Origin of the sequence: Bradyrhizobium sp. B025 (assembly GCF_042257955.1) — a bacterium.
Lineage (GTDB): Bacteria > Pseudomonadota > Alphaproteobacteria > Rhizobiales > Xanthobacteraceae > Bradyrhizobium > Bradyrhizobium diazoefficiens.
Genome location: NZ_CP170150.1, coordinates 3,038,858 through 3,059,659, shown reverse-complemented (window position 1 = coordinate 3,059,659; position 20,802 = coordinate 3,038,858). Strand labels below are relative to the sequence as shown.

General features: G+C 62.9%; 21 protein-coding genes. 12 read left to right on the top strand and 9 right to left on the bottom strand.

Features of this window, described 5'->3' with window-relative positions; all coding sequences use genetic code 11:
* Window positions 1-9: 9 nt before the first annotated feature.
* Genes ACE10W_RS14010 through ACE10W_RS14000 form a run of 3 tightly spaced genes read left to right on the top strand, consistent with a single transcriptional unit; the run spans window position 10 to window position 3,529 of the window.
* A complete protein-coding gene (locus ACE10W_RS14010; RefSeq protein ID WP_028172000.1) occupies window positions 10-1,053 on the top strand; it encodes a branched-chain amino acid ABC transporter permease in 1,044 nt (347 codons plus the stop codon).
* Window positions 1,050-2,819, top strand: coding sequence for an ATP-binding cassette domain-containing protein (locus tag ACE10W_RS14005; protein WP_011086208.1), 1,770 nt, complete (start codon window positions 1,050-1,052; stop codon window positions 2,817-2,819). Before ACE10W_RS14010 ends, ACE10W_RS14005 begins: the two co-directional genes overlap by 4 nt.
* Window positions 2,816-3,529: an ABC transporter ATP-binding protein gene (locus tag ACE10W_RS14000; RefSeq protein WP_011086207.1), complete on the top strand. Its 714-nt coding sequence runs from the start codon at window positions 2,816-2,818 to the stop codon at window positions 3,527-3,529. The genes ACE10W_RS14005 and ACE10W_RS14000 overlap by 4 nt, the downstream gene beginning before the upstream one ends.
* A 397-nt stretch (window positions 3,530-3,926) precedes the next feature.
* On the opposite strand, the gene ACE10W_RS13995 is transcribed toward ACE10W_RS14000, so the two are convergent.
* On the bottom strand, window positions 3,927-4,169 hold the full coding sequence (locus ACE10W_RS13995; protein ID WP_028172001.1) for a hypothetical protein: 243 nt from the start codon (window positions 4,167-4,169) through the stop codon (window positions 3,927-3,929).
* A 482-nt stretch (window positions 4,170-4,651) separates the two neighbouring features.
* Here ACE10W_RS13995 and ACE10W_RS13990 point away from each other — a divergent pair, with 482 nt between their 5' ends.
* Window positions 4,652-5,158 carry a peptidoglycan-binding domain-containing protein gene (locus ACE10W_RS13990; protein ID WP_304552235.1) on the top strand — a complete coding sequence of 169 codons (507 nt, stop codon included), beginning with the start codon at window positions 4,652-4,654 and terminating at the stop codon, window positions 5,156-5,158.
* A gap of 54 nt (window positions 5,159-5,212) precedes the next feature.
* Here the strand turns inward: ACE10W_RS13990 and ACE10W_RS13985 are convergent, their stop codons facing one another.
* On the bottom strand, window positions 5,213-5,719 hold the full coding sequence (locus tag ACE10W_RS13985) for a MarR family winged helix-turn-helix transcriptional regulator (RefSeq protein ID WP_231166677.1): 507 nt from the start codon (window positions 5,717-5,719) through the stop codon (window positions 5,213-5,215).
* A 149-nt stretch (window positions 5,720-5,868) separates the two neighbouring features.
* On the opposite strand from ACE10W_RS13985, the gene ACE10W_RS13980 reads away from it, so the two are divergent.
* The 4 genes from ACE10W_RS13980 (at window position 5,869) to ACE10W_RS13965 (ending at window position 9,449) form a co-directional block, all read left to right on the top strand.
* Window positions 5,869-6,546, top strand: a complete 678-nt coding sequence (locus ACE10W_RS13980; protein WP_028172004.1) for a VOC family protein — start codon at window positions 5,869-5,871, stop codon at window positions 6,544-6,546.
* Between the two features lie 47 nt (window positions 6,547-6,593).
* Entirely contained in the window at window positions 6,594-7,928 is a 1,335-nt protein-coding gene (locus ACE10W_RS13975) for an epoxide hydrolase family protein (protein ID WP_304552232.1), read from the top strand.
* 76 nt (window positions 7,929-8,004) lie between these two features.
* Entirely contained in the window at window positions 8,005-8,460 is a 456-nt protein-coding gene (locus ACE10W_RS13970) for a carboxymuconolactone decarboxylase family protein (RefSeq protein ID WP_304552230.1), read from the top strand.
* 101 nt (window positions 8,461-8,561) lie between these two features.
* Window positions 8,562-9,449, top strand: coding sequence for an alpha/beta fold hydrolase (locus tag ACE10W_RS13965; RefSeq protein ID WP_304552227.1), 888 nt, complete (start codon window positions 8,562-8,564; stop codon window positions 9,447-9,449).
* A 2-nt stretch (window positions 9,450-9,451) separates the two neighbouring features.
* Here ACE10W_RS13965 and ACE10W_RS13960 read toward each other — a convergent pair whose 3' ends face one another.
* The 4 genes from ACE10W_RS13960 to ACE10W_RS13945 are packed head-to-tail and all read right to left on the bottom strand — an operon-like array spanning window position 9,452 to window position 12,666.
* The gene (locus tag ACE10W_RS13960; RefSeq protein WP_304552226.1) at window positions 9,452-10,174 is read right to left on the bottom strand and encodes a hypothetical protein; all 723 of its coding nucleotides are present in this window, start codon (window positions 10,172-10,174) and stop codon (window positions 9,452-9,454) included.
* Window positions 10,171-10,608, bottom strand: a complete 438-nt coding sequence (locus tag ACE10W_RS13955) for a thioesterase family protein (RefSeq protein ID WP_304552224.1) — start codon at window positions 10,606-10,608, stop codon at window positions 10,171-10,173. The genes ACE10W_RS13960 and ACE10W_RS13955 overlap by 4 nt, the downstream gene beginning before the upstream one ends.
* The gene (locus ACE10W_RS13950; RefSeq protein WP_011086197.1) at window positions 10,608-11,516 is read right to left on the bottom strand and encodes a fumarylacetoacetate hydrolase family protein; all 909 of its coding nucleotides are present in this window, start codon (window positions 11,514-11,516) and stop codon (window positions 10,608-10,610) included. Before ACE10W_RS13950 ends, ACE10W_RS13955 begins: the two co-directional genes overlap by 1 nt.
* A gap of 43 nt (window positions 11,517-11,559) precedes the next feature.
* A complete protein-coding gene (locus ACE10W_RS13945) occupies window positions 11,560-12,666 on the bottom strand; it encodes a cupin domain-containing protein (RefSeq protein ID WP_304552221.1) in 1,107 nt (368 codons plus the stop codon).
* Between the two features lie 367 nt (window positions 12,667-13,033).
* On the opposite strand from ACE10W_RS13945, the gene ACE10W_RS13940 reads away from it, so the two are divergent.
* The 4 genes from ACE10W_RS13940 (at window position 13,034) to ACE10W_RS13925 (ending at window position 17,887) form a co-directional block, all read left to right on the top strand.
* Window positions 13,034-15,193: an indolepyruvate ferredoxin oxidoreductase subunit alpha gene (locus ACE10W_RS13940; RefSeq protein ID WP_011086195.1), complete on the top strand. Its 2,160-nt coding sequence runs from the start codon at window positions 13,034-13,036 to the stop codon at window positions 15,191-15,193.
* Entirely contained in the window at window positions 15,190-16,755 is a 1,566-nt protein-coding gene (locus tag ACE10W_RS13935; RefSeq protein ID WP_304552219.1) for an indolepyruvate oxidoreductase subunit beta family protein, read from the top strand. Before ACE10W_RS13940 ends, ACE10W_RS13935 begins: the two co-directional genes overlap by 4 nt.
* A 155-nt stretch (window positions 16,756-16,910) precedes the next feature.
* The gene (locus ACE10W_RS13930; RefSeq protein ID WP_011086193.1) at window positions 16,911-17,405 is read left to right on the top strand and encodes a MarR family winged helix-turn-helix transcriptional regulator; all 495 of its coding nucleotides are present in this window, start codon (window positions 16,911-16,913) and stop codon (window positions 17,403-17,405) included.
* Window positions 17,405-17,887 (top strand): MarR family winged helix-turn-helix transcriptional regulator, encoded by a 483-nt coding sequence (locus ACE10W_RS13925; protein ID WP_011086192.1) that lies wholly within the window; start codon window positions 17,405-17,407, stop codon window positions 17,885-17,887. The genes ACE10W_RS13930 and ACE10W_RS13925 overlap by 1 nt, the downstream gene beginning before the upstream one ends.
* Before the next feature lie 138 nt (window positions 17,888-18,025).
* On the opposite strand, the gene ACE10W_RS13920 is transcribed toward ACE10W_RS13925, so the two are convergent.
* The 3 genes from ACE10W_RS13920 to ACE10W_RS13910 all read right to left on the bottom strand — a co-directional run bounded on the left by ACE10W_RS13920 (window position 18,026) and on the right by ACE10W_RS13910 (window position 20,795).
* Window positions 18,026-18,907, bottom strand: a complete 882-nt coding sequence (locus tag ACE10W_RS13920) for a DMT family transporter (protein WP_304552216.1) — start codon at window positions 18,905-18,907, stop codon at window positions 18,026-18,028.
* A 128-nt stretch (window positions 18,908-19,035) separates the two neighbouring features.
* The gene (locus ACE10W_RS13915) at window positions 19,036-19,521 is read right to left on the bottom strand and encodes a GNAT family N-acetyltransferase (RefSeq protein WP_060911374.1); all 486 of its coding nucleotides are present in this window, start codon (window positions 19,519-19,521) and stop codon (window positions 19,036-19,038) included.
* A 164-nt stretch (window positions 19,522-19,685) separates the two neighbouring features.
* Complete coding sequence (locus ACE10W_RS13910; RefSeq protein ID WP_304552213.1) at window positions 19,686-20,795, bottom strand: D-alanine--D-alanine ligase family protein; 1,110 nt, start codon at window positions 20,793-20,795, stop codon at window positions 19,686-19,688.
* Between the last annotated feature and the right edge of the window lie 7 nt (window positions 20,796-20,802).

The window sequence follows — 20,802 nt, the reverse complement described above, 5'->3', positions numbered from 1 at the left end:
GACGTCTCAATGACGAGTGACATCGCAGCCATTCTTGCGATCGACGGGATCGCCACCGGCGCAGTCTATGCGCTGGTGGCGATCGGGACCGTCCTCATCTTCACGGTGACCAGGGTCATCTTCATTCCCTTCGGCGACATCGCCGCGTTCACCGCGCTGACGCTGGCGGCCCTCGATGCGAAGCGCTTTCCGGGCACGGGGGCGCTGGTGGTCATCCTGGCCTGCCTTGCGACCCTGATCGAGATCATCTCGCTGGTACGCTCCGGCGAGACCCGGCTGCTGCCGCGCGCGCTCTTCTTCTACCTCGTGCTTCCGGTGGCCGTGGTTGGCCTCGCCTGGCTGACGATGCGCGCCGATCCTCCGCTCGCCGTCAGGCTCGTGCTTGCCTTGATGCTGATCACGCCGATCGCTCCGCTGCTGGATCGGATCGTCTTCCGCCCCATCGCGGACGGAACGGTGTTGTTGCTCCTGACGGTCTCGGTCGCGCTGCATTTCGCGCTGGTGGGCCTGGGGCTGCTGTTCTTCGGACCTGAAGGCGTCAGGACCGAACCGCTGACGTCGTTGTCGGCCGAGTTCGCCGGCGTGCTGGTCTCGGGCCAGACCATGCTGATCGTGATCGCAGCCCTCGTCTTCAGTGGCCTGCTCTTTCTCTTCTTCGACTTCACGCTGGTCGGAAAATCGCTGCGTGCCACCGCCGTGAACCGGACCGGCTCCCGCCTGATGGGAATACGGCCCGCCCGCGCCGGCACGATCGCCTATCTGCTGGGCTCGCTGATGGCCGGCGTATCGGGCATCCTGATCGCACCGGTCAACACCGTGTTCTACGATTCCGGCTTCCTGATCGGCCTCAAGGCCTTCGTCGGCGCCATCGTCGGCGGCATGACCAGCTATCCCGGCGCGGCGATCGGCGCCGTCGGCGTCGGTATTCTCGAAAGCTTCGCATCCTTTGAGAGCAGCGCGCTGAAGGACGTCATCGTGTTCTCGCTTCTGATCCCGATCCTGATCTGGCGATCGCTCGCCTCGCTGCATTCCGAGGAGGAGATCGAGGAATGACGCGCTTCCAAATTCAGCTTGCGGCAATGGCGGCGCTGGTGTGTCTGGCGGTAGCCCCCTTCGTGCTCAGTCCGTTCAGCATCACGCTGATGAACTACATCGGCATCTATTCGCTGGTCGCCATTGGCCTTGCCCTGCTCACCGGTGTCGGCGGCATCGTGTCGTTCGGACAGGCGGCGTTCGTCGGAGTCGCGGCCTATGCAACGGCCTGGGTCTCCGCGCTGAACGGGTACTCCCCGTGGCTCGGCCTCCTGTTCGGCGTGGCGCTGACCTGCTCGGTGGCGTCCATCCTCGGCGTCGTCACCTTGCGGCTTCAGGGCCATTTCCTCTCGCTCTCGACCGTCGCATGGGGCCTCGCGATCGGCTTCCTGTTCGGCAATGTCGAGGGGCTCGGCCGCTTCAATGGCATCTCGTCGATCCCGCCGATCAGCATCGGATCGATCGCGCTGGTCTCGAGCGCGCAGATCTATTTCCTGATCTGGGGCATCGTCGCCGCCGTCCTGCTGCTCGGATATAATTTGCTGGACTCCCGGCTCGGCCGCGCCATGCGCGCGCTCCGCGGCGGCAACACGCTGGTCGAGAGCCTCGGCATCAACGCCTTCCAGATCAAGCTCGTGACCTTCGTGATCGCGGCCTTCCTGGCCTCGCTCTCAGGGTGGCTCTACGCCCATATGAGCCGCTTCATCAGCCCTGGCCCGTTCGATGCCGGCATGGGCATCGAATATCTGATGATGTCGATGGTCGGCGGCGCCGGCAGCCTTCTCGGCGGCGTCGTCGGTGCCGCCGTCGTCACCTTGCTCAAGAACAGCGTGCAGGACTATCTGCCGCTGATCGCCAAGGGCGCTTCCGGTCAGCTCGAGATCGTCGCCTTCTCCGCATTGTTCATCCTGTTCCTGCAATGGGCGCGGCAGGGCATCGTGCCGTTCGTTGCGCGCTTTCTGCCGAAGGTCCGGCGCGATCGGCCGCTGCCGGCGCCGCCCCTGCCCCGCCGCGCGCAGCCGACCCCGGGCGAACTGCTTCTGAAGGTCGATGGTGCCGAGCGGCGGTTCGGCGGCCTCGTCGCCGTCAACAATGTCAGCTTCGAGGTGCGGTCCGGCGAGATCCTCGCCGTCATCGGCCCGAACGGCGCCGGCAAGAGCACGATGTTCAACTGCCTGACCGGCGCGCTGCGGGTCAACAAGGGCGAGATCGTCTTTGCGGGACGCCCCATCACGCGCGACGCGCAATCCCGCATCGCCAAGGCCGGGATCGCGCGGACCTTCCAGCATGTGAAGCTGCGGCCGCGCATGAGCCTGCTCGAAAACGTCATGCTCGGCACCTACGCCCGCACCAGCACCGGCCTGTTCGCCAGCGCCTTCCGCCTCAACCAGCGCGAGGAGGCCAGCGCGCGGCACGAGGCCCTGATGCAGCTCGAGCGCGTCGGGCTCGGCGAAAAACCGTTCGAGCTCGCGGGCAATCTGCCGCTCGGCAATCAGCGCATCCTGGAGATCGCCCGTGCGCTCGCCGCGGACCCGGCGCTGCTGGTGCTGGACGAGCCGGCGGCCGGCCTTCGCCGCCAGGAGAAGCTGCGGCTTGCGGAGCTGCTCAGGTCGCTGCGGTCGGACCACCTGACCATCCTGATCGTCGAACACGACATGGAGTTCGTGATGTCGCTGGTCGACCGCATCGTGGTGCTCGATTTCGGCTCAAAGCTCTGCGAAGGCGCTCCAGCGGCGATCCGCAGCGACGAGCGGGTTCAAGAGGCCTATCTTGGAGGCGTCGCGTGAGCGAGATGTTTTCGATGACCGACGTGACCGTCTGCTACGACAATGTCGAAGCGGTCCGCAACGTCTCGCTGTCGGTCGAGGAAGGGCAGATCGTCACCGTCATCGGCCCGAATGGCGCCGGCAAGACCACGCTGCTGATGGCCGCCATCGGGCTGCTCGCATCGCGCGGCCGCCTGGTGTTTCAGGGCAACGATATCGGGAGGATGTCCGTCGAGGACCGCGTCGAGCGCCGGCTGTGCCTCGTCCCGGAAAAGCGCGAGCTGTTCTCCGACATGTCGGTCGCCGACAATCTCCTGCTCGGCTCCTACAGCCTGCGCGACCGCTCGGGCGTCCAGAAGACGCTGGACGAGGTCTATGATCGCTTCCCCCGGCTGAAGGAGCGGCAGCGCCAGGCCGCCGGCACACTCTCCGGCGGCGAGCGCCAGATGCTCGCGCTCGGCCGTGCACTGATGGCCAAGCCGAAGCTTCTCATGCTAGACGAACCCAGCCTCGGCCTCGCGCCGCTGATCGTGCGCGAGATCTTTCGCACCATCGCCTCGCTACGCGATCTCGGCGTGTCGATCCTGCTGGTCGAGCAGAACGCCCGCGCCGCGCTCGAGACGGCCGACTACGGCTACGTGCTCGAGACCGGCGAGGTGGTGCAGTCAGGCCCCGCCAAGGATCTCATCCATGATCCCCGGCTGATCACGGCCTATCTCGGCGGGCACTAGGACCGGCTCTTGCAGGCCGCACAACAAAAAGTCGAAAAACAACCCCATGCACAGTAGCCGGGGACAGCCATATCAATGGCTTGATGGCCCGGCGCAGTGACTACTGATTTTTCGAAATCGTTTGACCCGTCGGGCAAGACAGGGGCATGATGCCATCATCCCGGCGGTGGCGCGCGATGCGCCACATTGAATGATTTCACTTCCCACGTACTTGCGAGACGACGGCCCGCTTCGGGAGTAGCAAGCCGAGTTCGCGTGCCTTCTTTCTTACTGAAGTGACATGGCGATCAAGCTCCCGGGCTATGTCTCCGGCGCAGGTTTTCTGACGCGCAAGAGCCGTCAATCGCTGCGCGTCGTGCCTAGACCATTCGCGCGGTTTTGAAAACTTCACGGACCCTCATTCGTCTGAAGCGATGGAAGGTGCGGCGACCTCCCCATCCGAGATGGGCGATATGAAATCTCTGTGCAGGCAAGTTGGTCTTCGGGCGCCATCGAACAGCACGGTGAGGCCCGTGGTACGACGGCTCACGTCAATGACGATGCCGCTCCGGTCAGCAAGCTCCGGGCATCGAGCAGCACCAAGCTTGCTCATCCTGAAACGCATACCGACAGCAATTCTGTCGACGTTCTGGTAAATCATTACCGATATCCGGTAAGTAAAAAGTCACAGGTAAAAAAGCAAAAGCTCGAATTAACACAAAACTATACCAGATCGACCATCCGTGCAACCGGCGGACGAAATTGACCGCGAACTCTCGCAAGCAGGCGCGACTTGGCGGCAGCCCAAATCCCGAGCATCCGCTGTTGGACTCTTTCCGGAAGTGCCGCGATGTCGACGTGGGTCCGAAATGTGCGCCAGAACGGATGACCGCGTGTGCGCATCCCAACGTGCCGAGGTCGTTAGCCAAGCGCCTGTCGGGCAGTCCCGACGCAATTCCGTGTAACAAGCTACGCCCGCCAAGGAACAAGTGCCTCCTGTAACAGTTGCCAGCGACGGAACCCGGAGTTGACCTTTGATTTAGACACCACCCGAAATTCGAGTGTCACAGCGGTGCATTTGAACCGATACAGGTGTTCAACGCGAAATCATTGCGAGACTCAAGATCAGCGAAGGATATGCCATTGCGCGTCTTCATCCTCGCGTTATCAGTCTTGGGAATTTTCTTGGGAGTTCTCCTCGGTGCAAATGCTGCCGCAGCCGGTCCGAGCACGACCGACCGCGAACTGATCGCATCCATCGATCCGGCGATCGTTGCCGGTGAGGCAACTCAGGAAACCGAAGATCAGATCGGCCTCAACAAGGGAAAGCGTCGCGACGTGCAGCGCCGGCTGACCGGTCTCGGTTTCGACACCAAGGTCAACGGACGGTTCGACGTGTCGACCCGCGCCGTCATCACGCGCTGGCAGGCGGCACGCGGCTATCCCAGGACTGGCTTCCTGAACCCGCTGCAACATCAGGCGCTACTGACCGAGTCCGCCTCGGCGGCGCATGCCAGCTTCAGCGGCAGCGATAAATCCGATGACGACCGTTCGGCCCGCCGTCGCGCGGGTGCGCACCATCAGCACAGTGGGGGCGGTCCCGGTGGACTGATCGGCGGCGTGCTGGGAGGACTGTTCGGACGCAGGTGACGCCCTGCCCGCTTGACGTCCACATCCCTGACCGATTCACAGGGAGAGGGCCTGTCACTCGTCCTTCGTCGCCTTGATCAAATTGTCGCGGAGCGTGACGACGCTTTTCTGCAGCCGCGCGAAATCATCCTGCTTGAGCCCGCTCGACTTCACGAGATTCATGTGCATGCCCTTCTCGCGCAGGCGTCGGCCGGCGTCGGTGAGGCTGACGCGCACCTGCCGCTCGTCGGCGGGATCGCGCTCGCGGCGCAAATAGCCCATCGCCTCGAGCTTTTTTAGTATCGGCGTCAGGGTGTTGGATTCCAGGAACATCCTGTCGCCGAGTTCACTCACGGTCTGGTCATCTTGCTCCCACAGCGCCACGATGGCGATCCATTGCGGGTAGGTCAGGCCGAGCTCCTCGAGGCCCTGCCGGTAGGCCCGCCCGTAGGCGAGGTTGGCCGAATAGATCGCGAAGCACAGGAAATCAGCGAGGCTCCGGTCGCCCGCGGCCGGTTCCTGGTTCTGATTGTCTATTGAATTATCTCTGGAATCGGCTCTGAGACCGTTCGTAAGGCTCATTGTGGACGCCCTTTCAGACACGGACATGTGAAGTCTCGCATGCATATATATCGCATCCGATTAAATCGAAAGGGTTGACATCAGAGCCTGGCGGCACTTTATGACTCGCACCCGATTATATCGTATACGGGCTAAATCAGGAGAGAACCATGCCAGTCACAAATGCAAACAAGACCACCAGAGCACCAACGATCGACATGAAGCTCGAAGTCGTCGTGATCCCCGTTTCCGACGTCGATCGTGCCAAGGAGTTCTATGCAAACCTCGGATGGAGGCTCGATGCCGATTTCGCGGGGCCTGATGATTACCGCGTGATCCAGTTCACGCCGCCCGGCTCCCCCTCCTCGGTCATTTTCGGCAAGAACGTCACCGCGGCGGCACCCGGCTCCGCCCAGGGCCTGTACCTGGTCGTCTCCGACATCGAAGCTGCGCGAAACGATCTGCGCGATCGCGGCGTCGAGGTCAGCGAGGTCTTCCACGCCGGAGGCGACGTGCACACCGGCCCGGACGAACCCTATCTGTTCGGGCGACGTCGGATTGGTGGTGCGGAGCCCGCGCACCGCAGCTATCGTTCGTACGTTTCGTTCCACGATCCCGACGGCAACGGCTGGCTGTTCCAGGAGGTGACCACGCGATTGCCGGGACGCGTCGAGGCAGCAGACACGACATTCACCTCCTCGACCGAGCTTGCGAGCGCGCTCCGGCGTGCGTCCGCGGCACACGGCGAGCACGAGAAGCGGAACGGCGGTCAGTACGATGCGAACTGGCCGGACTGGTACGCCGACTACATCGCCCGTGAGCAGGCCGGCCAGCCGCTCCCGGTCTGAGCCGCGGCTGCGACGTCACCCAACCGAAAGAGTGAGGGAGAGTCCCAATGCATGCGCAATCAGTTTCTGAAGTCATCAACCCGGACCGGCGCCAGCTCTTGCGTTCCGCCGCGGTGGGAATGGCCGCGGCGGCCGCCGCGAGCCTTTTCCCCGCGCACCCGGCGCCGGCGGCCACAGCTGACGAAATCCGCCCCTTCCGGATCGACGTTCCAGAAGAGGCGCTGATCGATCTGCGCAGACGCATCAACGCGACGAGGTGGCCGGAGCAGGAAACAGTCGCCGACGAATCGCAGGGCGTGCAGCTTGCGATCCTCCGGGACCTCGCGCGCTATTGGGCGACGGACTACGACTGGCGAAAGATCGAGGTAAAGCTGAACGCCCTGCCGCAGTTCATCACAGAGATCGACGGGCTGGACATTCATTTCATTCACGTTCGTTCGAAGCACGAAGATGCGCTGCCGCTCATCGTCACGCATGGATGGCCAGGCTCGATCATCGAGCAATTGAAGATCATCGATCCCCTCACCAATCCCACGGCGTACGGCGCGAGCGCATCGGACGCCTTCCATGTCGTGATCCCGTCAGTTCCCGGTTACGGGTTTTCGGGCAAGCCAACCACCAGCGGCTGGGGCCCTGCCCGCGTCGCGCGCGCCTGGGTCGCGCTGATGAAGCGCCTTGGCTACGCACGCTTTGTCGCGCAGGGCGGCGACATCGGCGCCCTCATTTCCAATGCGATGGCTGAGCAGGCGCCGCCGGAACTGCTGGGCATCCACACCAACTTCCCCGGCACGATTCCGCCGGAGATCACCAAGGCGCTGCAGAGCGGTGAGGCACCCTCCGGTCTCTCGGCCGACGAGCAACACGCCTTCGACCAGGTGAAGGATTTCCGCGCCAAGCATTTTGCCTACGCCGCCATGATGGCGACCCGGCCGCAGACACTCTACGGATTGGCGGATTCGCCGGTCGGCCTGGCCGCGTGGATTCTCGATCACGGCGACGGTGACGCGCAGCCGGCGGCGGCGATCACTTCGGCCGTGCTCGGACGCACCGTCAACGGGCATCCAGCCGGCGCCGTGACCCGCGACGACGTCCTCGACGACATCACGCTCTACTGGCTGACGAACACCGCGATCTCGGCGGCCCGCTTCTACTGGGAAAACAAGGGAATGAGCGCGCTGAACGCGGTCAACATCTCGATTCCCACCGCCGTGAGCATCTTTCCCGGCGAAATCTACCAGGCTCCGCGCAGTTGGACCGAGCGGGCCTACCACAAGCTCATCCACTACAACAAGGTCGACAAAGGCGGACACTTTGCGGCCTGGGAACAGCCGCAGCTTTTCACGCAAGAGGTTCGCGCAGGCTTCCGGCCGCTACGCAAATAGATCTGAACATTCTGCCCAAACCAAGAGAGCACGAAATGATCTCCATCGAGCAGAATTCATCACCAAGGAACAAAACATGAGTCAGCGTCTCGACTACAATCAGATTGCACCGGCAGGCGTGAAAGCGCTGGGCGGTGTCCGTGGCTACGTCATGCAGAGCGGCCTTTCCCCTACGCTGGTCGAGCTGGTCTACCTGCGAATTTTCCAGATTAACAATTGCGCGTACTGCCTCGATACGCACACCCGTGACCTGCTCAAGAAGGGAGTGAAGATCGAAAAGATCGCGCTGGTGCAGGCGTGGAAGGAAGCCGGCGCCCTCTTCGACGAGCGTGAACGCGCCGCCCTTGCGTGGGCCGAAACGGTGACGCGCGTCGCGGATACCGGCGTGCCGGATGAAGCCTATCAGGACGCCCGCGCCGTGTTCGACGAGCGAGAACTCGTGGACCTCACGATCGCGATTGGCCTGATGAACGCCTACAATCGCATGGCGATCAGCTTTCGGAACACGCCACAGGCAGCACTCGGGACGTAAGCCCCAGGAGGCGCCGGGAAGTTCTCTGCCGAGCTTCTTTCAGACTCCAGATCAACTTGGCCTGCACGCTGATCGGATAACGGGACGAAAGGACGCTGATCATGTCATACCGGATCAACAACACAACAATCGATTTCTTCGAGATCAACGAAGACATCACGCTCAGAAGAGTGGTTCTGCGTAACCCGAGACCGAAGGGGACCGTTCTCTTTCTGCACGGCTTTCCGGAGACCCTGTACGCCTGGAAGGACATTGCCGAGGCCCTCGCCGACGACTACGAAGTCCACGCTTTCGATTGGCCGGGTTACGGTCTTTCATCGAGGCCAATGGTGGACAGGTTCTCCTATGCGCCGAAGGACTACGCGCATGTTCTGGATCAGTACATCGTGAAAGCAGGCATCGACACGTCGAGCCTCACGATTTACGCAACGGACATCGGGGCCCTGCCGGCACTCCTGCTGGCGGTGGAAAAACCCGATATCGCAAGGACAATCATCGTTGGCGACTTCGCCCCGTTCAACAGGCCGCAGTTCATGTCCGAGAAGCTGCAAAATCTGAAGGCGGGGCCTGCCATGGAGCAGGTCCGCGCCAACATGAACAGCAACCGCGACGAGATCCTGGAAAACATCTTCACAAGAGGCTTGCCCAAGGAAGCGCAGTTCGAACTTTCGCAGCAGTTTAGGGACGACATGTCCCACGGATGGAGCCACGGCGCGATGACGACCGTAGACGCGTTCTCCCACTACTACTCGCACTTCACGCGAGACCAAGACCACTTCGAATCGCAACTAGCCCGGCTCAAAACCCCGGTGAAGGTGGTTTGGGGCGAGAAGGACCTCTACATCAAGAAGGAGATGGGAATAGATCTCGCCGCAAGGATCGACGCCGAGTTGGCGCTTCTTCCCGGCATCGGGCACTACCCTCACCTCCAGGACCCGAAGCGCACCGTCGACGAGGTTCGCGCCTCGCTACGCGGCACGTCAACTTGATCTCACCGTGCTCTCGGATCTCGCGGGGGCCGCACGGCCCGCGTCAGCATCGGAAAATGCTTGTTGCCGCCAGCGAATGGCGGGAATTTCACGAAGTCCGCGCGCATGCGCTTGATCACGTCGGAGCCGAGCGCGTGCGCGAGGGATTGCGGGCTGTCGAACACCAGCTTGTTGCGCTGCATGTGCTCGACCCGCTGCGACGGCAGCCGGTCGACCCAATCGATGCGGGTGTAGATCTCGATCTGGCGGACATCAGGGAAGGTCCGCATGATCGCCGGGTGGTGCTCCAGATAATGCAGGTTCCAGGCGTTCATGTCCTCGGCCGGGCCGGGATAGTGCACGAGGTAACTGCACGGAGTTGTCGTTCCTGCCGGATGTTCGGCGACATCGACGGGGAATGACCGCGTCACCATCACCTGATGCGTGACGTACAATCCGGCGAGGCCTGACAATCCGGCACCTGTCGCCAAGCTGGCCAAGACGCCGCCGCGATCCATCGCCGCTTCGCATATGAGCAGGTCGGGAAAGCGCAGTTGAAGCGCAAGCACAGGGCCCGAGCCATCGGCTTTGTAGGGATGATCGACCGACTGTTGCAGCGGCGTGAACAGCAGGCCCTCGGTCATCCCAGGGATCGATCCGACCAGCTCAGCGACGGCGGCAACCTCGTCGGAACGAATCCCCCGTTCACCTGAAGGATCGGAGAACGTCATGAAGAGCGAGATCATGCCGGCGTTGCCTCAGCGCCCTCGCCCACGCTCAGGTGCGCCATGAGCGCGGCGCGAATGTCATCGGGCCACGGGATCGCATGGTGATCCAGCAGCGAGGTCGCGGCAAGGACCTGGCGGGCGCGCCAGCGCATGCCATTCGCGCCCGAGACGACATGCTCCAGATGGAGCGACGATCCGCCCACCCGATCGATGCGCAATCCGAACGTCAGGCGATCGCCGAACATCGACGGTCGGGAAAAGTCGCAAGTCAGATGCACCGTGGGCGTCCCGATCTTCCGGACCGTGATCAATTCCGGCCAGGGAAAACCGATTTCCGCCCAGAACTCTTCGACGACGCCGTTGAGGATGTTCAGATAGGACGGAAAGTACGCGATGCCCGAGGGATCGCAATCGCCGAACCTCAGCTCGCGCTCGAACGAAAACGTCGTCATCAGATCGCGACAACGGGGTGCCTGATGACACCGACGCCGTCGACCCCCGCTTCCACCACGTCGCCCGGCCACAGCCATTCCTGCGGGCTCATGCCGGCGCCGACGCCTTCGGGCGTTCCGGTCGCAATGATGTCGCCCGGCTCGAGCGTCATGCCCGACGAAATGTCCGATATCAGCACCGGGATATCGAAGATCATGTATTTGGTATTGGAGTCCTGCTTCATGACCCCGTTCTTGGTCAGCCACAGCCGCAGGTCATGCGGATCGGGAATTTCGTCCGCGGTGACGATGCACGGGCCAAACGGTGCATAGGTGTCCATGCCCTTGGAAAAGATCCACTGGCCGGCGCGGCGATTGTCGCGCGCGGAAATGTCGATCATCACCGAATAACCGAAGACGTGCTCCATCGCTTTCTCGGTCGCGATGCGCGTCGCGGTCTTGCCGATGATGACGGCGAGCTCGACCTCCCAGTCGAGCTGCTGCGTCATCTTCGCGTTGTGCTGGATCGCCGCGCCCGGGCCGATCACGGACGTCGGCGGCTTGGAGAAGACGACCGGCTGCTTCGGCAGGTCCTTGTCGGTATCCAGGCTCTTGGCGGATTCCGCCACATGCGCGCGGTAGTTCAGCCCGATGCCGAAGATGTTCTTTCGCGGACGCGGGATCGGCGCCTGCAGCTTGACGTCCTCGACCGGAACGGCGGAGCCGGCCGGCAGGCGTCCATTGGTATTGTCCAGGCATTCCCTGAGCGCCGGCAGCAGTGTCACGCTGTTGTCGATGAGCGACAGCATGTCGCTCGGCCATGCAAAGCCTTGCGACGCACCGAGGTGCTCGACGTCCACGACCAATCCGTCAACGAGGACCCCGAGACGGGCACCGCTGGAGCCCAAAGTGTAGGTAACAAGGCGCATGAAGCTTTATCCGGCTCTTTCGGTTGAATTCTGCGAGGGTACGTCAGGCAGCCACTGGCTGGTGGCCGGCATTATCGCCATAGGCCTCTTCACGATAGAAGCCGAGACCTTCGATGACAGGCAGGTCGTTGAAGCAGAACAGGCAGGCGTCCTCGCTCTCCGACGCATTGCCGTGCTCGTGCCAGGCCCAGGAGGGAACGCAGAAGATGTCGCGCTCCTCCCACGCGAAACGCTTGCCGCCGATGATCGAATAGCCTCGGCCCTTGGCGACCTGGTAGATGAAGCTGCCGGTGTGCCGATGCGACTTCGTCTTCTCGCCCGGCCGGAGCAGTTGCATGCTCGCGCCGATCGTCTGCATCACGTGCCCGCCGGTGATCGGATTGACGTAGTTCATGAGAATGCCGTCATAGGGCGAGCCGTCGGTCGCGGCGGCGTATTTCCGCAAGGACTCGTAGGTTGGCTCCCATTCGTATTTGAACATGGGGGAATAGCCCTTCGACCATTTCGAATCCGCCGGCCGCAGACCGGGATTGCCCCAGGTCTTGGTCATATCGTCCACGGGATAACCGGAGTCTTCCTGCTGCACCTTGGGATGGACCGCGAAAAAGTTCGCCTCCAGCGCATTGACGAGCGGGATGTCCAGGCCATCCTGCCAGATGCAGACCGAGCCGTTGGCTTCAACGCCATGCTCGTGCCAGGTGCCGTTCGGCGTCAGCACGAAATCCCGCGCGCCCAGCGTCATCTTGTGGCCGTCGACGATGGTGTAGGCGCCCGCCCCTTCCATGATGAAGCGCAGGGCAGAGGCCGAGTGCGCGTGGGCCGATGCGACCTCGCCGGGGTGCATCACCTGCAATCCCGAATAGAGCCAGCCGACCGCGGCCGAGACGTCGCGGCGGCCGGGATTGTTGAGGTAGATCACCCGTCGTCCCGCCTTCTCCGGCGAGACCAGCTCGACCGAACGCAGCACGTGCTCGCGCAGATCGCTGTAGCGCCAGAGCACGGGAACGGAGGCCGATTGCGGCGCCCATGGCTCGATCTTGTTGGCGACCGTCCAAAGCGCGCCGGCTTCGTACTTTTCGAGATCCTTGTAATAGGCCTTGAGCTCGGGGGTGTCCTCGACATTGGCCCGGCCGATGGTGTTTTCGCGCATCCTATCCTCCAAGTCCTGTCTCGTGGCGTCGTCGGTGCGACGCGTCCCGAGCTTTCATTCCGGTTTGCGCGCGGGCCAAGCGGCGCCAGCGGACGCCGACTGACCCGCAGATCGACGATGTCGTGCATTCGCTGCGGCTTCACGGACCGGTGAAGCCGCCTCGTCCGCTGTCGCGCCGGCGTTGAGATAGACGGGTGAAGCCTGGACGGCGGCAGCTCTAAAGCGAGGCAGCTTCAGCATCGGCCCTACCCTGTCGCTGGCTCATGACCGCCTTGCCGGAGAGAAGATCCGCAAGCGTGATAGCATGGCGCGGCGTTGACTTACTTCACATGTAAACGTATGCTATCGCATATTTCTGGAGGGTGCAATGGCTGAACGGTCTTTTGCTCGCGAAGTCGAGGATCTCCGGCTCGGCGACGGCGATACGTTCCGCGGCGAAGGCATCCTCGCCATCACCAAGGCGCTGCTGCAATCCGGCGTCGCCTATGTCGGCGGCTACCAGGGCTCGCCGATCTCGCACCTGATGGACGTGCTCGCCGACGCCAAGGACGTGCTCGACGATCTCGGCGTCGTGTTCCAGAGCTCCGCCAACGAAGCGGCCGCAGCCGCAATGCTCTCGGCCTCGGTGATGTATCCCCTGCGTGGCGCTGTTGCGTGGAAGTCGACCGTCGGCACCAACGTCGCCTCCGACGCGCTGGCCAATCTGGCCTCGGGCGGCGTCACCGGCGGCACCATGATCATCGTCGGCGAGGACTACGGCGAAGGCTCCTCCATCATGCAGGAGCGCACCCACGCCTTCGCCATGAAGTCGCAGATGTGGCTGCTCGATCCCCGCCCCGACCATGAGTGCATCGTCAATTTGATCGAGAAGGGTTTTGAGCTTTCCGAGGTCTCGAACACCCCGGTGATGCTCGAGGTTCGCGTCCGCGCCTGTCACATGCACGGCACCTTCGCCTGCAAGGACAACGTCAAGCCGGCGCATACCATCAAGGACGCGCTCAACAATCCCAAGCGGGACGTCAACCGCATCGTGCTGCCGCCGGCGGCCTATGAGCATGAGCAGGAGAAGATCAAGACGCGGATGCCCGCGGCTGTCGGCTTCATCCGGGACAACAAGCTGAACGAGTGGATGGGACCGAAGCACGGCAAGGTCGGCATCATCATGCAGGGCGGCATGTACAACAACGTGATCCGCGCGCTGCAATATCTCGGGCTGTCGGATGCCTATGGCAGCACGCAAGTCCCGCTCTACGTCATGAACGTCACCTACCCCGTGATCGACACCGAGGTCGCGGAGTTCTGCGTCGACAAGGATGCCGTGCTCATCGTCGAGGAGGGCCAGCCGGAATATCTGGAGCAGGCGATCAACACGGTGCTGCGCCGCAGGGACATCCAGGCGCGCATCCATGGCAAGGACGTGCTGCCGATGGGCGGCGACTACACCGCGCAGGTCCTGCTCGGCGGCGTCAGGGAATTCCTGGAGAAGACCGAGCCGCGGCTGCTCGGCAACCGGCCGCCGGCGCCGGATGCCGCGCCCGTGCTCAATCACCCCGCGGTCGAGAAGCTCAAGCAGGTCGTGCCGGCGCGCCCGCCCGGGCTCTGCACCGGCTGCCCGGAGCGGCCGATCTTCGCCGCCATGAAGCTGGTCGAGGAAGAGCTCGGCCAGCACCACGTCTCCGCCGACATCGGTTGCCATTTGTTCTCGATCCTGCCGCCCTTCAATATCGGCGCGACCACCATGGGCTTCGGCCTCGGCCCGGCCTCGACCTCGGCCTTCAACGTCAAGGCCGACAAGCGCTCGATCGCGGTGATGGGCGACGGCGGCTTCTGGCACAACGGACTGACCAGCGGCATCGGCAATGCCGTGTTCAACAAGCATGACGGCGTGTTCGTCATCGTGGACAATTTCTACACCTCGGCGACCGGCGGTCAGGACATCCTGTCGTCGCGCGCGACCAACAAGCGGCGCAAGACCAACAATTCGATCGTGCAGGCCGTGAAGGGCATCGGCGGCCAATGGGTGCGTCAGATCGACCGCACCTATGACGTCGGCAAGATGCGCGACACGCTGAAGGAAGCGCTGACGACCAAGGACGAAGGTCCCAAGGTCATCGTCGCGTCCTCCGAATGCATGCTGAACAAGCAGCGCCGCGTGAAGCCGCTGATCAACAAGGCGATCAAGGACGGCGTCCGTACCGTCAAGGAGCGTTTCGGCGTCGACGAGGACGTGTGCACCGGCGACCACGCCTGCATCCGGCTCTCCGGCTGCCCATCGCTGTCGGTGAAGCAGCTCGACGATCCCTTGCGCGATGATCCGGTCGCGGCGATCGACAATTCCTGCGTCGGCTGCGGCAATTGCGGCGAGGTCTCCGAGGCCGCCGTGCTCTGCCCCTCGTTCTACCGCGCCGACGTCATCCATAATCCGACCCGCTGGGACATGTTCAAATCCAAAGTCGCGATGGCCGTGATCGGCTGGCTGCAACGGCGGCGCGATCGCCGGCGTCCGGCGCTCGAGGCACTGGCATGAGGGACGAGACGATCCGGCTGGCCCTCCCCGCCGCGGGCGAGGCAACTGAGCGGCCGATCTCGATCGCGATTGTCGCGATGGGCGGTCAGGGCGGCGGCGTCCTGACCGACTGGATCGTCCAGCTTGCCGAGAACCACGGCTGGGTCGCGCAGTCGACCTCGGTGCCCGGCGTCGCGCAGCGCACCGGCGCCACGATCTACTATATCGAGACGATGCCGCCGCTCGACGGCCGCAAGCCGATCCTGTCGCTGATGCCGACGCCCGGCGACGTCGACGTGGTGATGGCGGCGGAATTCATGGAGGCCGGCCGATCGATCCTGCGCGGCCTTGTGACGCCGGACCGCACCACGCTGATCGCATCCAACCACCGGTCCTTTGCGATCGGCGAGAAGATCGCGCCGGGCAACGGCATCGCCGACGGCGGCGCCGTCACCGGCGCCATCGGGATCGCCGCCAAGACGGAGATCATCTTCGACCTGAACGCGCTGGCGATCGCGCATGGCAGCGTCATCTCGGCCGCGATGTTCGGCGCGCTCGCGGCGGCCGGTGTGCTGCCCTTCAGCCGCGACAGCTATCTCGACGTCATCCGCGCGGGTGGGAAAGGCGCGAAGGCCAGCATCGGGACTTTCGAGGCCGCCTTCGACCGGGTCAAGACCGGCTCACCCGACGTTGTGGCGCCGCCGCAACCGAAACAGGCCGGCAATATCCCCTCTCCCGCAACGCCCGATCCGGATCTCGCCGGGCTTGTCGCAAGGCTGACGCAGGAGCTACCCGAGCCCGCGCTCACCATGGCCCGCGCCGGCCTGAAGAAGGTGGTCGACTTCCAGGACGTCGCCTATGGCACCGAGTATCTCGACATTCTCAGGACGCTGCACGCGGCCGACCGCAGCGCCGGCGGTGCGGCCCGGACCTATGCCTTCACGGAAGCCGCGGCAAAGTATCTTGCCAACGCCATGAGCTATGACGACGTCATCCGCGTCGCCGACCTCAAGACGCGCGCCGGTCGCCGGGCGCGCATCGAGAGCGAGCTCGAGATGTCGGAAGGACAGGTGCTCCAGACCACCGAGTTCATGCATCCCCGCATGGAGGAGGTCATGGGCGTGCTTCCCGCGGGCTTCGGCCGCTGGCTTGGCGCGCGGCCACGCCTGCTCGGCTGGCTCGATCGCCGCGTCAACAAGGGGCGCCGGGTGCGGACCTATTCGCTGCCCTGGTTCCTGGCGCTTTATCTCGTGGGCGGCATGCGCGGCCTGCGCCGCCGCTCGCTGCGTCACGCCATCGAGACGGCGCATCGGGACGGATGGCTCAAGGCCGCCATCGACGCGGTCGGCACCAACTACCAGCTCGGTGTCGAGATCCTGCAATGCCGCCGCCTCGTGAAAGGCTATTCCGATACTCACAGCCGGGGGCTGTCGAAATTCGACAAGACGCTGGCGGCGATCAAGCTGGTCGAGCGACGCGAGGATGCCGCCGACTGGGCGCGGCGCCTGCGCGAGGCTGCGCTGAAGGACAGCGCCGGCAAGGAGCTCGACGGCGTGATCCAGACCATCAAGACTTTTGCGTGATGCGGGTCGAGCCCAGCACAGGATTGGATTGCCGTTCGGACCGGAGAACGTCAGGATCAAACGGCTTGACTGCGATTCTCAGGTTGCTAATCGGAGCGAAAGACCCGCGATAATCCCTCCAATTGACGAGACACCTTGTCCTCGATGGTCATGCGATGCCGGCAGCACTCAAAGAGAACATTGTTCCCGTCCCCGGGCAGATTGAAACCCGGCTCTGGCTCCAATTGCTGTCGCTGCATGGCGAGCTGTTCGCCTCGCTGAATTCGATGCTGAACTCCGAGTTCGGCCTGTCGCTCGCAAAATTCGACGTGCTGGCCCAGCTCGATCGCTACCGGGATGGGCTTGCGCTCGGTCAGTTGTCGCAAAACCTGAAAGTGACCGGCGGCAATGTGTCGGGCCTCGTGCAGCGTCTTCTCGCCGACGACCTCATCAGCAGGGAGATGTCGAGCGAGGACCGGCGGTCCTTCATCGTGCGCCTGACGCCGAAAGGCGAAGCGCTGTTCAGGAAGGCAGCCGAAATCCACAAGAAGCATCTCGGCAAACGGCTCGAGAACGTTTCGGCCCAGGAGCTGGACACCGCGCTGTCCGTGCTGAAATCCCTTTCTTCAAAACTTCACACTGACGGCAAGAAGCAAAGTCGCAAGAGATAATGGCCAGAGAATCCAAGAGCAGATGGAAGTCGGGTCCGCCGAGGACCAGGGACCAGCTGCAGACCTACATCCCGTATCTGTTCAACCGGCTCGCCAATCGCTGGAATCTCGACCAGAACCGCGACCTGAGCGAGCACGGCGTCAACAATGTCGTGTTCCGGACGCTGTCGGTGCTGTTCATCTACAAGACCCTCACCGTCAACGAGATCGCCGTTCTCGCGGTGACCGAGCAGTCGACGGCGAGCCGCATGGTCGAATCCATGGTGACGTCGGGCCTCGTCAAGCGCGAGATCGCGGAGGAGGACCAGCGCCGCCGCGTCGTGGGTCTGACGCCTGACGGCGAAGCGCTGCTGCGCAAGATCTGGCCGGTCATGGCGAACAACTACGACAAGCTGATCGAAGGCATCGCCCCTGACGACATCGAGGTCTGCGCGCGGGTGCTGGCCAAGATGGTCGAGAACATCCGCCAGAACCAGATCTGACGTTGTTGCTTGAGCATCTCCGCCCAAATCGCGTTCCGCGTTTGTCGCGGGGAAAACCAGAGGTTGGGGACGCGGTTTCCCTGATGGATACATCCAGCTTCGTTTTGACAGCCTTCCTCTCCAGAAAGTGGAGCAGGATCAAGCAGCTCGACGTGATAAATGGACGCCGAGGATGACCAGGCTCAACGCCAACAAGGTCGCCGGGAAAATATCCTCGGACAGGAAAGCTACGGCGATCACGAGGCTCACCAGCGGCTGGCCAAACTGAAGCGGGGCGATCGAGGTGACGCCACCGTGCTCAAGCGCCCAAAACCACACTGCAAAGCCGATCAGCGTGCAGAAGACGGCCAGGAAACCGAGCGCGCCCCAGACGGCGAACGAGAGTTGACCAAGACCGGCAGCCAAGGCCGGAAATGCGGGAAGAGTGATCAACCCAGCGAGAAGAAGCGACCAGCAGGTCGCCGCGAACAGGCCGATCCGCGCTGAGAGCCGTGCGCCTGCGACATAGCCAACGCTGACCGTGACCGTACCGGCAAGAACAAGAAGGTCGCCGAAGAGCGTCGGCGCTGCCACGCTTCCGGCAGGGTTGCGGCCGGGAATGAGAATTGCCACGCCCATGAGCGCGATCGCGCTTCCAAGCCACCAGAGCGGCCTTGGCCAGCAGCGGGAAAGCAGGAAATGGACGGTCGCCGTGAAGATCGGAGCCAAGGCAAGGACGAGGGCGGCGTGCGAGGTGCTGGTGCGTGCAATGCCGACGCCCTGCAGGACGAATGATCCGGCGAACCCGACCAGGGCGCTGATCAGCAGCGCGATCCAACCACCCCGGTCGCTCGGGAGTTCTGGCTTCAATGAGACGGCGATGGGGATGAGAATGGCAGCCGATAGCAACAGCCGCGCCAACCCGATCAACCCAGGTGACAATTCGCGGGCAACGATGGCGGTTGCTGCAGGAGTAGCTCCCCAGATCACGACGGCGACGCCGGCGCCCATGTATGCAAGGCGGGTTTTCGCTGTGGTCATTGCAGAAACCTCGGGGGGCCGGGCTGCAGGCCAAGATGACGATTACCCATTCTCGATCAGCGTTTCTTTGCGTTTGAAATGAGTATGGAGATCCCCCGGCAAGTCGATCATGGGGCTACGTCGCCTGCCTAAACCGCAGTCCACTCCGTTCTGAGGACGGCCATTATCAATTCATCGCGATGGATTCCTCCAAAATAGGCGCTGCCACGTGCGATGCCTTCTGCCTTGAAGCCCACAGCTTCATACGCTCTGCGGGCTCGTTCATTTTCTGGAAAAACGCTTAGCCAAACACGGTGAGCTTCGGTTTCCCGAAAGACGGTGCCAACAACCGCGCGAACAAGCCGCCTCCCTAGCCCCTTGCCAGGGTTCGACACCGCTATCCGTTTCAGACAGGTCACTCTCTCCGGAGCCCCCCAATCCCGGACAATGGCGAATCCAACAGAAGCCGCGCAATCCCTGGCAATGAAATAGGCATAGTGATTGTCATCGATAGCCGCCAGATGCCGCGCCTCGTCCCACCGGCCGACGAGTGTATGGTATCCTTCCGACCGTTCGGTCATCATCACGAATGGCAAATCCGTCTTGAACGCGCGCTCGATCTTAAGGTTCATCATCGGTCCATGCCTTCAAATAGATCGTGCGTCACACCGTCTTCCTCATATTTCCCCTCGGCGTGACTCCCCAGCCGGCAACACGCGGATGCAGATGTAACGCGTCGCTCTGGTTCCGCGGCGAGATCAGAGGGCTCCTTGGTTGGGTCCTATCCGCCGCATTCTTGTCAACCGAAGCTTAAGGCACGACGTCCCTCGTGGCGCGCAAACGCGTGCGCGATTAGCTTGTCCATGAGGTCGGTTTGAGACAAGCCGCTTGCTTCCCAAAGCTTGGGGTACATGCTGCTCGATGTGAACCCTGGCAACGTGTTCGCCTCGTTGACAAAGACTTCATCGCCTTGGACAAAGAAGTCGACTCTGGCCATACCTTCGCAGCAGAGCACGTTGAAGACTTCAACGGCAAGTTCCTGAAGACGGCGAGCCTGTAGCAGGGGAAGGTCTGCCGGGATGTGCAGAGCGGCGCCATCGGCGTCGATATATTTTGCCTGATACGAATAGAAGCCGTGCTCGCTCGCGGGAACAATCTCGCCGAGCCCAGACGCTCGAATATCACCTGTCGATTCCTCCAGGACAGAACACTCGATCTCCCGCGCTCCGTTCAGAGCTTGCTCGACCAGGATCTTGCGGTCGTAGCGGAACGCGAGAGCGCACGACGCTGCGAATTCCTCCTCGGACCGCGCGCGGGAGACGCCGACCGATGATCCCAGATTGGCGGGCTTTACGAACAAATCCGGCGTCCCGAGCGCGGCAACTGCCGCAGCGTATTCGATTCGGGACGAGGCAGTCGTTGTTAGGAACGGCACCACGGGAAGGCCAGCGTCGCGCATCAGCCGCTTGGAAACTTCCTTGTCCATCGCCACGGCAGAACCCGTCACCGACGAACCGACGAACGACACGTCGGCTAATTCCAGTGCTCCCTGCACCGTCCCATCTTCTCCGTTCGGCCCGTGCAAGATCGGAAATGCAACGTCGATACTCCCCGCGTCACTTCCTGTTGGTCCGTCGCAATGAACGAGGCGGCCTCGCCCGCCCGGCACAAGGCCGATCTCCGGTGCCTCGTCCGAAATTGTGAGCGCCTTAGAACCCGTTCCCGCGCCATTCCCTGAATCGCAGGCAAACCAGCGACCATCTCGCGATATGCCTATGAGATAAACGTCATAGCGATCGCTGTTCAGAGCTCGAAGGATATTGGCAGCGGATGCCCTGGAGACTTCGTGCTCAGCCGAGCGCCCTCCAAACAGCAGCCCGACAGTAATCTTACGTCGCTCTTTCGTCATCTCTCCA